Below are 11,830 nucleotides of genomic sequence, written 5' to 3' on the forward strand. Positions count from 1 at the left end.
CTGATGTCGCACTTGTACTCTGGAGTGAAAGCGAGTTCGTGCAGAGCTCATCTACACCCCTTATTTAATAACAATGTTAATGAGGAGCAAAAGTAATACTCATAAATTTGATAATATTCCAACTCAGCCGTATTGGATTTTATAAAATAATGAAATAAACAACCTGGTTAAAACAACTTTTGATGGAGGTAATGATGGAAAAGCTATTAAAGAAACTGGAAGAACTTAATGTTGGGAAAATAAAAGAAAATGAACCATTAAAAAATCACACAACGTGGAAAATCGGCGGTCCTGCCAGAATTTTTTACGAGCCCGACACAGCGGAAAACCTGCAGACTGCCATGAAGGAGATTATTGCCTCCGGTGTGCCTTGGCTCGTAGTAGGAAAGGGCTCGAATCTGCTCGTTTCTGATAAGGGAATAAATGGTGTCGTAATTAAATTTGGTGAAAACTTCGCTCATTATGAAATTGAAGATGATAAGCTTTTAAGAGTAACCGCCGGATACTCTGTAATTAAACTAACTACCCTGATCAGTAAGCAGGGATATTCGGGATTCGAGTTTGCGGGAGGTATTCCGGGGACGATTGGCGGAGCTGTTTTTATGAACGCCGGGGCTCATGGGTCAGATATATCAAAAATATTAAAAAGAGCACTTATACTTCTTCCTGACGGGAGTTTTAAATGGTACACAAATGAAGAAATGGACTATTCCTACAGAACGTCCCGCCTGCAGAAAGAGGCAGGAATTTGTGTGGAAGCTGAATTTAACATCAAAAAAGGCGACAAAGAAAAGATTACAAAAGAAATGCAGGCTAATAAAGATTACCGGAGGGAGTCGCAGCCTTTTAAACACCCTACGTGCGGTAGTGTATTCAGAAACCCTCTCCCTAAATATGCAGGAAGGCTTATTGAAGAAGCAGGTCTGAAAGGATATTCCGTAGGCGGGGCCCAGATTTCCGACATTCATGCAAACTTTATTGTTAACAATGGAGACGCGACAGCAAAAGATGTTATGGGTCTGATTAAACACGTACAGACTACTATCTATGAGAAATTCGGCGTCAAAATGGAAACGGAAGTTGAACAGGTAGGGGATAATTAACATTGCAGCGCTACTGAAATATAGATAATGGAACAGCTTAGGCTGGCGGGAAATAAGTGTAGTTTTCTGTCAGCCGGATTTTCCGGCAGGAGGCTGTTATCCAGGCTGAGGAGAACAGAGCTGGTGGGTAAAAGCGGATGACATAGTTAAAGTTTATTTCTGCTGCGGCAAAAATAAACAAAAGGTGGACAAGTTTTTTAAATTTTTGTCGATTAGTGTAAAAATCAGGTTTTCTCAAACTGCGCCATGCTATACAATGGAGGAAAGACAGATGAATGATAAAAATATTGTTGAGTTAGAAGAAAGAATTCCAACGTTAAAAGAGCGCCGGCGTCAGAGGGCAAACCGCAGAATGATTTTGTATGTCTCTGTTTTCTTCCTGTTAATGACACTTGTTGCTTATTTTCAGTCTTCCTTCAGCCACGTAAGAGCAGTGGAAGTGAGCGGGGCACAGTATGTGCCGGAGGACTGGATTGTTGAAAACTCTGACTTGATTCCGGAAGTAAGCATGTGGCGTTTAAACAGCGAGGAAGTTGTCTCAAAACTCCTTTCCCATCCTCAAATAGCTGAAGCTGAATTATCCCGTCAGTGGCCGAACACAGTAGAAATTATTGTAGAGGAATATGACAGGGTTGCTTATATAAAGGAGAAAGAGGAATTTTTTCCATTACTTGAAACGGGAGAACTGCTGACTGGGGATATATCCCTTTCTGTATCTCCGTATGACGCGCCAATATTAGTTGGTTTTTCCGATTCAGAACTCAAAGAGCAGATGGCGGAGGAACTTTCTTCTGTTTCTGACGCAATGAAAAACAGAATTTCTGAAATTCACCTGTCTCCTGCCGAAAACGATCCGACAAGAGTTATAGTTTACATGAATGACGGATTTACGGTACATTCTACGGTCCGCAGGTTTTCTGAAAGGATAGCCCCGTACCCTTCAGTAGTTGAACAGCTTGAACCAGGCAGCGAAGGTATCGTTCATATGCGTATGAACCCATATTTTGAAAGTTTTGAAACGGGGGAGGAAGAAGAAGGTGAGAGTGAAGGGTAAACATGTAATTTTTTCGTTTGTTTTATTAGTTACCGGGTTTATCGCCGCGCTAAGCTACCAGTTTGCTAATGAAGCAAACGAAAGCCAGTCTTCTTCCGCATACTTATCCACTTCCCAATGGAAAGCGGAGGACGAGCTGAGAAATAAAATTCTTGGTGAACAGGAAGCAAATAAACAGCTTGCAGAAGAATTGCGGGAAATCCAGGCGCATATTTCTGAGATCGAGGAAGAAGCGGCAAATAACCAGCGAAGATATTTTAATCTTGTAGAAGATATAGAAAGGCTCCGTATGGTCACAGGGACAGTAGGGGTGGCAGGTGAGGGAATAAGTATAACTCTTCACGATGCAGACTACATACCTGACGGGGAGAATCCGAATAACTATATTGTCCATGAACAGCATATTCAGAAGGTTATTGATGAACTGCTGGTGACAGGTGCGGAAGCAGTGGCTGTTAATGGCTTTCGGATAAGCCACCGTTCTTACATTCAGTGTATAGGACCGGTAATTGAAGTAGATGGAAGAGTTTCTTTTGCACCCTTTGAAGTTACTGCGATAGGGGACAGTGAAACATTAAACAGCGCATTGAACATGGCCGGAGGTGTTGCAGACCAGCTGGTTAGTGAAAATATTGATGTGAGGATTGAAAAGCAGAGAGAAGTGGTGCTGGAGCCATACTACTCCGATACTGCTGAAAGCGGGTGATAGCGTGAAAGGGCGCATATATACATTTACTATAGTCACTGCTGTCCTCGGTTTTATGGTCGCTGTCCAGTTTCAAAGCACGAAAGAAGTGGAAGTGCGTGATACGAGAAATATAATGGAACTTCAGCAGGCCCTGACCAGTGAAAAAGAAAGGCAGCAGGAGCTGAATGAGGAGATTAAAAAGCAGCTTGAACATCTCTCTCAGCTCCAGCAGGGGGGAGACGTTGAAGAAGTTATGGCTTCAGCAATGGAGGAGTTAAAATACAGAGCTGGACTCACAGAGGTGAGCGGGCCTGGCGTTATACTGGAAATTTCTCCTGTTTTCGATGAAAACTTTGACGGGGGGCCCATAAGATCTGTTCCACCGTATCTGCTAAGAATGCTGATTAATGAATTAAATATTAACGGCGCCTCTGAAATTGCTATAGCCAGCCAGAGAGTAGTTTCTACTTCTGCGATCAGGGAGGCAAACGGGGTTACATTAATCAACAGCAGCCGGGTTACCCAGTTCCCCTTGAAAGTAAGGGTAATTACTGACGATCCGGAAAGGCTCCATTATGCGATGATGTCTTCCTCCTCAAGGGAAATGTTTTCTTATGAAAATCTGTCACTCGAATCAAGCACTGTTACAGAGTTAGTTTTGCCAGCGTATGATAAACCAATGAGAGTGCGCCATATGGAACTGATAAAGGAGGATTCTTAAAATGTGGCTTCCTGTCATGGGGCTTTTAATCGGTATCCTCCTCGGGCTTTTTACTGAATTCAGAGTTCCTGATCAGTATTCAAGTTACTTGTCAATCGCTGTACTTGCAGCACTTGATACTTTAATAGGAGGAATAAGGGCGCATCTGGAGAACGTTTTCGAAGATAAAGTTTTTTTAACTGGTTTTTTTACTAATATCCTTTTAGCTGCGGGTTTAGCTTTTCTGGGTGTCCATCTTGGTGTAGACTTATATTTAGCTGCCGTTTTCGCTTTTGGAGTAAGGCTGTTTCATAACATAGCCTTAATCAGAAGAATTCTGCTGGATAAATGGCTGGAAAAGCGTAAAATAAAGAAAGAAACGCAGGATGAGGAGATTTAACTTCAGTTTTCGGTTAAAATCCGCCGAAAAAAAGAGGGAATGGGAGTTGAATGTTGAATACATTTCATAACTCTCTTATGATTCATATGTTATGCTAGTAGATAGAATTGAATGCAGGTAGGAGGTGCCAGCCAATGAACAACCATGACACATACGTAACATTAGATATCGGCACATCATGTGTTCGCGTTGTTATCGGTGAAATGATCAATGGAACGCTGAACATCATTGGAGTCGGAGAAACAAACTCTGATGGAATCAAAAAGGGTTCCATAGTGGATATAGATGCTACAGTCCAGTCAATAAGGAATGCAGTTGAAAAGGCTGAAAGAATGATAGGTCTTTCCATTCAGAATGTTATTGTTGGAGTAACAGGTAATCATATACAATTGCAGCCTTGTCATGGTGTTGTTGCCGTATCCAGTGAAGACCGGGAGATAGGGGACGAAGATATTACAAGAGTAATAGATGCCGCGCAGGTGGTATCAATCCCTCCCGAAAGAGAAATTATTGACGTAATACCAAAGCAGTTTATTGTAGACGGGCTGGACGAAATCAATGACCCCCGTGGCATGATAGGCGTCCGTCTTGAAATGGAAGGAATAATAATTACTGGTTCCAGGACAATGTTACATAATGTACTGAGATGTGTTGAGAAGGCAGGGCTGCATGTGGCAGATATTGCGCTTCAGCCATTAGCCGCAGGTTCAATAGCACTCTCAAAAGATGAAAGAAGCCTGGGAGTGGCTCTGATTGATATGGGTGGCGGTTCCACGACTGTTTCCGTTTTTGAAAATGGAACTCTCCAGGGTACTAAGCAAATACCTGTTGGCGGAACCCATATTACGAATGATATTTCCGTTGGTTTGCGTACTTCTACAGACGAAGCGGAGAAAGTGAAAATTGAAAATGGACATGCTTTTATTGAATATGCCTCCGATGATGAAACGTTTGAAGTTTCGGAGATTGGCAGCGACCAGAAGCAGGAGTTTTCACAATGGCAGCTTGCTAATATAATTGAACCAAGAATTGAAGAAATTCTCCAGCTTGCTCTGAAGGAAATTCAGAGAATGGGATATTCGGAACTGCCGGGAGGATACGTTCTTACTGGTGGTACAGCGAAGGTTCCGGGTGTACTTGAACTTGCAAGAGATGTACTGCAGAAAAATGTCCGTATTGCGATACCGGATTACATAGGCGTTCGGGAGCCACAGTATACAAACGGGGTCGGCCTGATCACCTTTGCACACAGAAACATCAGAATTCAGGGTAAGGAAGTTGCTTCAGGAGTAAGCAACATCTCTGAAGCGGACAACCAGGTTGAGACGAAGGAACGAAATGAACGCAAGGAAAAATCAGCCCCGAAAAAGAAACAGCCAAAGGAAGGGCCTGGAGTCAAGAAAAAAGTATCGAACTGGTTTAAAGTATTTTTTGAATAGAACACAAATTTGTTTGGTGAACCATGATGGATTGGGGGAACAAAAAATGTTGGAATTTGAAATGGATTCAGATCAACTAGCAACAATAAAAGTTATCGGGGTTGGCGGCGGCGGAAGCAACGCTGTTAACCGTATGATTGAAAACGGTCTTCAGGGTGTTGATTTTATAGCTGTTAACACGGATGCTCAGGCACTGAATCTTTCGAAGGCTGAAACTAAACTGCAATTAGGCGGCAAACTTACAAGAGGTCTCGGTGCAGGTGCAAATCCTGAGGTAGGAAAAAAGGCTGCTGAAGAGAGCCGTGAGCAAATTGAAGAAGTACTTAGCGGAGCGGATATGGTTTTCATTACTGCCGGTATGGGAGGCGGAACCGGTACTGGTGCAGCTCCTGTAATTGCTGAAATAGCAAAAGAGCTTGGCGCATTAACAGTTGGGGTTGTGACACGCCCGTTTACTTTCGAAGGAAGAAAAAGAATGACTCAGGCAGGCGGCGGTATCTCCTCTCTGAAGGAAAAAGTAGATACCCTGATCGTTATTCCAAACGACCGTCTTCTTGAAATTGTGGACAAAAACACTCCAATGCTGGAGGCATTCCGTGAGGCAGATAATGTTCTCCGCCAGGGTGTACAGGGTATTTCCGACCTTATTGCTGTTCCGGGACTGATTAACCTGGATTTTGCTGATGTGAAAACAATTATGAGCGAAAAAGGTTCTGCTTTAATGGGAATCGGTGTAGCTACTGGTGAAAATAGAGCTGCGGAAGCTGCGAAAAAAGCAATTTCATCTCCTCTGCTTGAAACATCAATTGATGGAGCCCAGGGGGTATTAATGAATATTACAGGTGGAGGAAACCTCAGCCTGTTTGAAGTTCACGAAGCTGCTGAGATAGTTTCAACAGCATCTGACAGTGAAGTGAATATGATCTTTGGATCTGTTATCAATGAAAACCTTAAAGATGAAATAGTAGTAACAGTAATTGCAACAGGCTTCGATGATAAGCCGGCTGAAAAGCCTGCCCCGAAGCGTCAGCCTTCAACGATGCAAAGGAACAAACCTTCATCATCAATGAGGCCGGAACCTCAGCAGGAATCCTCCTCAAGCCAGCAGGCTCCTCAAAAGCCGCAGCCTGTTGAAGATGAACATGATACGCTTGATATTCCTACGTTCCTGCGCAATCGCAGGAAAAGAAATTAAATTTTACGCAAATCTGCTGAACAGAAGAGAGCAACCCGGTGATACTCGGGAAGCTCTCTTTTTTTTTTGTGGCTGAGAAAATATTTTTCTCCAGTATATTTTAATCTCCGGATAAATCACCCTTCATAGTAACCTGTAAATCTACTGAACTATTAAGCAGCATGCGTGACAAGATGAAAGAAAAACAGTCAAAATAAGTAGCTGATCTCTGGCAAATAGTGACAGACTTAAATAATTCCATAAGCTATACTTAGTTTCAAATTCCATTGGATGGTGGCTGTTTTGCACATTTATCTTGATATTATCTGGCTGCTAAACTTTTTGATAGACCTGATGCTATTAATATTGACTGCCACTGTATTAAAAAGAAAAGTAAGTAAGCTTCGTTTATTTTTTGGAGCATTGTTCGCATCCATATATGTTTTAATTCTTTTTACCCCTATGGAATCACTAGCTGTAAATCCGCTGATTAAGGTTTGCTATTCTCTTGTCATTGTTTATCTGGCATTTGGTTTTCAACGCTTAAAACACTTTTTACAGGCTTGGTTCATGTTTTATTTCGTAAACTTTGCAGCAGGAGGTGGACTACTTGGACTGCATTTCTTTCTCCAGGCGGACACTGCTTTTGTAAAGGGAACTTTCGCAACTTACACAAGTGGTCTAGGATCCCCTGTAAGCTGGCTGTTCGTTGTTCTTGGTTTTCCGATCGTTTACTTTTATTCGAAACAGAGACTGGAAGCAGTTGAAACTGAGAAGATGAAATACGAGGAGATTTATCCTGTTACAGTAAAAGCCGCGGGTATGACTTTTCATTTAAAAGGCTTTGTTGACAGCGGAAACCGTCTGGAGGACCCTGTCACCAAACGCCCTGTAATGATTATCGATATGAACGAAGCGGGTGATCAGTTTCCTGCGTCTGTTGTCCGTTTCGTTAGTAAATCAGATCTGACATACGAGGAACTGCCTGAACCGTTCGAGGGGAAGCTCACATTACTTCCGTACAGAACTGTCGGTGAGACACAGCACTTTATGTGGGCTGTCAAACCGGACAACGTTACTGTCTATGAAAGAGGCCGGTCTTATAATGTAAAGCACGTGCTGATTGGTATGAGCAACACGAGGTTATCTGACCGACAGGATTTTAATTGTTTACTGCACCCTAAGATGATGCAAAAGAAAAAGCTGACTTCATAAACAGTGCAATTTACTAAAGGGGGAAGCAACATGAAGAAATGGAAAATGAGGCTGAGGCTGTGGTGGTACCGTATTTTAATCAAGCTCAGGATTAAATCTGATGAAGTATTTTACATAGGCGGGAGCGAAGCACTCCCTCCGCCTTTAACAAAGGAAGAGGAAGCAGATCTGCTTGAACGGCTGCCAAACGGTGATGAGGCGGTCCGCTCCATTCTTATAGAACGTAATTTAAGGCTGGTTGTTTATATTGCGAGAAAATTTGAGAATACAGGGATTAATATTGAGGATCTCATCAGTATTGGAACAATCGGTCTGATAAAGGCGGTTAATACATTCGATCCGGAAAAGAAAATTAAGCTTGCTACTTATGCTTCCCGCTGCATAGAAAATGAGATACTCATGTACCTGAGGAGAAATAATAAAATAAGATCCGAAGTGTCCTTCGATGAACCCCTGAATATTGACTGGGATGGAAATGAACTATTACTCTCGGATGTTTTAGGAACAGAAGAAGATATTATCACGAGAGGTATTGAAGACAAGGTTGACAGAAAGCTGCTTGTTAAAGCATTGGATACACTGAATGACAGAGAAAAGCAAATCATGGAACTTCGTTTTGGACTGGCTGGGGGGGAAGAAAAAACACAAAAAGATGTAGCGGATATGCTGGGAATCTCACAGTCCTATATTTCCAGGCTTGAAAAACGAATCATAAAAAGGCTCAGAAAAGAATTTAATAAAATGTTATAGTTTTTTCATTGATATAACAGCCTTTGCCGGTTAATTGATTTTTTTAAACTGGAAAGACTGCATAATTTTCCCTCCCGGGGAGATACTGATTTTTGAACATCAGCTCCTGGTGGGAGGGAAAGCATTGACTCGAAATAAAGTTGAAATCTGCGGTGTTGACACATCAAAGTTACCGGTGTTGAAAAACAAAGAAATGAGAGTGCTTTTCGAACAAATGCAGAATGGCGATATTACTGCACGGGAAAAGCTAGTAAACGGAAATCTTCGCCTAGTCCTGAGTGTTATACAGCGGTTTAATAACCGGGGCGAGTATGTGGATGATTTGTTCCAGGTTGGATGTATTGGGCTTATGAAATCCATCGATAACTTTGACCTTGGGCAGAACGTAAAATTCTCCACGTATGCCGTCCCAATGATTATCGGTGAAATCAGACGATATTTGAGGGATAACAATCCAATCAGAGTTTCAAGGTCACTAAGAGATATTGCCTACAAGGCTTTACAGGTCAGGGACAGTCTTATGAGTGAGAAAACAAGAGAACGTGAACCGACAGTTCAGGAAATTGCTAAGGTGCTGGATGTTCCGAAAGAAGATATTGTCTTTGCTTTGGACGCTATACAGGACCCTGTTTCATTATTTGAGCCTATTTATAACGATGGCGGAGATCCTATTTATGTGATGGATCAGATCAGCGATGATAAACAAAAAGATGTTCAGTGGATCGAAGAAATTGCTTTAAAGGAAGCAATGATCCGACTTAATGACCGTGAAAAGCTTATATTAAACATGCGATTTTTTCAGGGTAAAACGCAAATGGAGGTCGCTGATGAAATAGGGATCTCCCAGGCACAGGTTTCCCGCCTGGAAAAAGCGGCGATTCAGCAAATGAACAAGCACGCCAAGGAATAGAGGAAATTAAGATAATGGTGCGAGGCCTTCTTCTGTACAGGCAAAGACAGAAGAAGGTTTTTCTGTTTACTAAAGAAATGGCTTTGTTAAAGAGCGATGTTGACTTTTTACATGTGTGTTGATCATAGCGAAGGAGTTTAGACTGTCTCTTCCTCTGCCAGAGTAGCTTCGGAGAGTATCCGTCGAGACAAATCGACGCGTTTTCGGCGAAGTAACGCTCTTTGAAGCAAGGCCTGAGATAAAGAGAACACTGTGAAATCAAACGGAGTGAAGATTAAGCAGATGGTGCGCTTATGCATGTGGTGCAAGCGAGCGTCCTGTAGTGAAAATCAACATTTGAGTTTAACAGAGCTAAAGAAATAAGGAATTGAGAAATAAGTTGAACAAGGGAGGCATAGAATGTAGAGAACAGGGGGGAGGAAGCTGTATGCTGAAAATTTCTGATATCCAGTCCAAGGATATAGTAAATCTCGCGGACGGAAAACTTCTTGGCCATATTACAGATATAGATATTAATCTGGAAACAGGGAAAGTAGAAGCAATTATTATTGGCGGAGGCCGGATGATGGGGTTCTTGAACCGGGAGCAGGAAGTAACAGTTCCCTGGAAAAATATCGTTAAAATTGGATCAGATGTGATTCTCGTCAGAAATCACGGCCCAGGCCAGACAGGCGGATCATCGAGTGATCAGGATAATGATTAAAACCTCTCCTTTACAGGCAGAGGTTTTAATTTTACTTGCGGCGAGAACCACCATAGGGCCTTCAGCAAAAATATCAACAGCAAAATATAGCATAAATTAAAAAAATGTAAGTTTAAAACAGGATTTTGTAGAAAAAAAAGCCAGTTTCGCTTTATTTTCATTGCCTGAAGGCAAAAGTTTCATTATGATTATTATATGTATATCATTAAGTACATATTATGTTCAGTTTATTGGAAGGAGTATCAATGTGTCTGTAAAAGATCGTTTAACAGAAATAGAAAAAGAAATTGATGCAGCCTGTGAAAGATCAAACCGAGAAAAGAAAAATGTTAAAATAATCGCAGTAACTAAATATGTTTCCATGGAAAGAGCAAAGGAAGCTCTCGATGCAGGGGTCGCTCATCTTGGTGAAAACAGGGTGGACGAAGGTGTTGAAAAATGGGAAACTCTTGGCGAAAGAGGGACCTGGCATTTTATTGGCAATCTGCAGTCGAAAAAAGTAAAACATATGATAAACCAGTTTGATTATATTCATTCTCTCGACAGACTATCACTCGCTAAAGAGATTGAAAAGCGCGCCCCGGAAAATGAAAAGGTGAAATGTTTTGTACAGGTAAATGTTTCAGGTGAAGAAACAAAAGCAGGGCTTAAGCCAGAGGAGACCATCTCATTTATCAGGGAACTTGCTGAGTTTCCTTCCATTGAAGTCACAGGATTAATGACAATGGCTCCATTCGTGGAAGACGCGGAGGAAGTCCGCCCCTATTTCAGAAAACTTCGGGAGTTAAAAGAGGAAACTGAAGCACTGGAACTGCCTCATGCTCCATGTCATGAACTATCCATGGGCATGTCAAATGATTATGTTGTAGCTGTGGAAGAAGGAGCAACATTCGTCCGTATTGGTTCGGCACTTGTAGGCAAGGAAAAATAATCTCAAAAGAAACGCTGAGGTGAAACAAATGAGTATGAAGAGGAAGTTTAAAAAGTTTTTCGAACTGGAAGACGAATATACTGAAACAGAAGAAGAAACAGACGATTTTCCTGAACAGAAAGATTACAGGGAAACAGAACAACACGCACCTGCCCGCTTTGAAAAGGAAAAGAAAAATGTAGTCAGTCTCACCAGTATTCAGAATCAGGCAAAGGTAATGCTCCTGGAACCACACAGTTATGATGAAGTTCAGGAAATCGCCGACCATCTGAAAAACCGAAAGAGCGTGGTTATTAACCTTCAGCGCCTTCCACGGGAACAGGCTAAGCGAATTGTGGATTTCATCAGCGGAACTGTATATGCAATCGGTGGAGATATTCAGAAGCTCGGAATGAATATTTTTCTCTGTACTCCGGATAATGTGGATGTAACTGGCTCAATCTCCGAAATGATGCAGGAGTAAACATACTTAAAAGAAGGTGAGCAGCTTTGATAGGAACAATTGAATCATTAGTTTTGATGGCAATACAGATTTACTTAATACTCTGTATTATTTATATATTTATGTCATGGTTTCCGAACGCGAGGGAAACTACTTTCGGAAGAATGGTAGGCCGTCTGGTGGAGCCGTATCTTCAGCCATTCCGGTCAATCATCCCACCTCTTGGCATGATTGATATCTCACCTATTGTGGCTATTCTTTCCCTTAATTTTGCCATGTATGGTGTTGGGTTTATCTTTGACATGCTGCGCTAGAAACAGG

The 11,830-nt window shown here is 41.9% G+C and carries 14 protein-coding genes; all 14 read left to right on the forward strand.

The genetic code is table 11. From position 1 onward, the window contains the following. The first annotated feature begins 194 nt into the window (after window positions 1–194). Entirely contained in the window at window positions 195–1,103 is a 909-nt protein-coding gene (gene murB, locus BK582_RS13155; protein WP_078595476.1) for a UDP-N-acetylmuramate dehydrogenase, read from the forward strand. A 271-nt stretch (window positions 1,104–1,374) separates the two neighbouring features. Further along, window positions 1,375–2,157, forward strand: coding sequence for a cell division protein FtsQ/DivIB (locus BK582_RS13160; protein WP_078595477.1), 783 nt, complete (start codon window positions 1,375–1,377; stop codon window positions 2,155–2,157). Continuing rightward, entirely contained in the window at window positions 2,141–2,863 is a 723-nt protein-coding gene (locus tag BK582_RS13165) for a DUF881 domain-containing protein (protein ID WP_078595478.1), read from the forward strand. The genes BK582_RS13160 and BK582_RS13165 overlap by 17 nt, the downstream gene beginning before the upstream one ends. A gap of 4 nt (window positions 2,864–2,867) precedes the next feature. Then, window positions 2,868–3,566 (forward strand): DUF881 domain-containing protein, encoded by a 699-nt coding sequence (locus BK582_RS13170; RefSeq protein ID WP_078595479.1) that lies wholly within the window; start codon window positions 2,868–2,870, stop codon window positions 3,564–3,566. Between the two features lies 1 nt (window position 3,567). Next, window positions 3,568–3,945: a small basic family protein gene (locus tag BK582_RS13175; protein ID WP_078595480.1), complete on the forward strand. Its 378-nt coding sequence runs from the start codon at window positions 3,568–3,570 to the stop codon at window positions 3,943–3,945. Window positions 3,946–4,079: 134 nt separating this feature from the next. Continuing rightward, entirely contained in the window at window positions 4,080–5,384 is a 1,305-nt protein-coding gene (ftsA, locus tag BK582_RS13180; protein WP_078595481.1) for a cell division protein FtsA, read from the forward strand. Window positions 5,385–5,430: 46 nt separating this feature from the next. After that, window positions 5,431–6,579 (forward strand): cell division protein FtsZ, encoded by a 1,149-nt coding sequence (gene ftsZ / locus BK582_RS13185; protein WP_078595482.1) that lies wholly within the window; start codon window positions 5,431–5,433, stop codon window positions 6,577–6,579. A 282-nt stretch (window positions 6,580–6,861) separates the two neighbouring features. Continuing rightward, complete coding sequence (gene spoIIGA / locus BK582_RS13190; RefSeq protein WP_169911003.1) at window positions 6,862–7,773, forward strand: sigma-E processing peptidase SpoIIGA; 912 nt, start codon at window positions 6,862–6,864, stop codon at window positions 7,771–7,773. Window positions 7,774–7,803: 30 nt separating this feature from the next. Continuing rightward, entirely contained in the window at window positions 7,804–8,523 is a 720-nt protein-coding gene (gene sigE, locus BK582_RS13195; RefSeq protein ID WP_078595484.1) for an RNA polymerase sporulation sigma factor SigE, read from the forward strand. 34 nt (window positions 8,524–8,557) lie between these two features. Then, entirely contained in the window at window positions 8,558–9,433 is an 876-nt protein-coding gene (gene sigG / locus BK582_RS13200) for an RNA polymerase sporulation sigma factor SigG (protein WP_420841229.1), read from the forward strand. Between the two features lie 427 nt (window positions 9,434–9,860). Beyond that, on the forward strand, window positions 9,861–10,136 hold the full coding sequence (locus tag BK582_RS13205; protein WP_078595486.1) for a YlmC/YmxH family sporulation protein: 276 nt from the start codon (window positions 9,861–9,863) through the stop codon (window positions 10,134–10,136). 247 nt (window positions 10,137–10,383) lie between these two features. Further along, on the forward strand, window positions 10,384–11,067 hold the full coding sequence (locus BK582_RS13210; protein ID WP_078595487.1) for a YggS family pyridoxal phosphate-dependent enzyme: 684 nt from the start codon (window positions 10,384–10,386) through the stop codon (window positions 11,065–11,067). A 28-nt stretch (window positions 11,068–11,095) separates the two neighbouring features. Further along, window positions 11,096–11,530 carry a cell division protein SepF gene (locus BK582_RS13215; RefSeq protein WP_078595488.1) on the forward strand — a complete coding sequence of 145 codons (435 nt, stop codon included), beginning with the start codon at window positions 11,096–11,098 and terminating at the stop codon, window positions 11,528–11,530. Between the two features lie 29 nt (window positions 11,531–11,559). Continuing rightward, window positions 11,560–11,823 carry a YggT family protein gene (locus tag BK582_RS13220; RefSeq protein WP_244895496.1) on the forward strand — a complete coding sequence of 88 codons (264 nt, stop codon included), beginning with the start codon at window positions 11,560–11,562 and terminating at the stop codon, window positions 11,821–11,823. The last annotated feature ends 7 nt before the right edge of the window (window positions 11,824–11,830 follow it).

Source organism: Evansella clarkii (assembly GCF_002019695.1).
Taxonomy (GTDB): domain Bacteria; phylum Bacillota; class Bacilli; order Bacillales; family Salisediminibacteriaceae; genus Evansella; species Evansella clarkii.

Coding starts and splice junctions, on each gene's coding strand:
- murB (WP_078595476.1), top strand. CDS start 195: ATGGAAAAGCTATTAAAGAAACTGGAAGAACTTAATGTTGGGAAAATA.
- BK582_RS13160 (WP_078595477.1), top strand. CDS start 1,375: ATGAATGATAAAAATATTGTTGAGTTAGAAGAAAGAATTCCAACGTTA.
- BK582_RS13175 (WP_078595480.1), top strand. CDS start 3,568: ATGTGGCTTCCTGTCATGGGGCTTTTAATCGGTATCCTCCTCGGGCTT.
- ftsA (WP_078595481.1), top strand. CDS start 4,080: ATGAACAACCATGACACATACGTAACATTAGATATCGGCACATCATGT.
- ftsZ (WP_078595482.1), top strand. CDS start 5,431: ATGTTGGAATTTGAAATGGATTCAGATCAACTAGCAACAATAAAAGTT.
- sigE (WP_078595484.1), top strand. CDS start 7,804: ATGAAGAAATGGAAAATGAGGCTGAGGCTGTGGTGGTACCGTATTTTA.
- BK582_RS13205 (WP_078595486.1), top strand. CDS start 9,861: ATGCTGAAAATTTCTGATATCCAGTCCAAGGATATAGTAAATCTCGCG.
- BK582_RS13215 (WP_078595488.1), top strand. CDS start 11,096: ATGAGTATGAAGAGGAAGTTTAAAAAGTTTTTCGAACTGGAAGACGAA.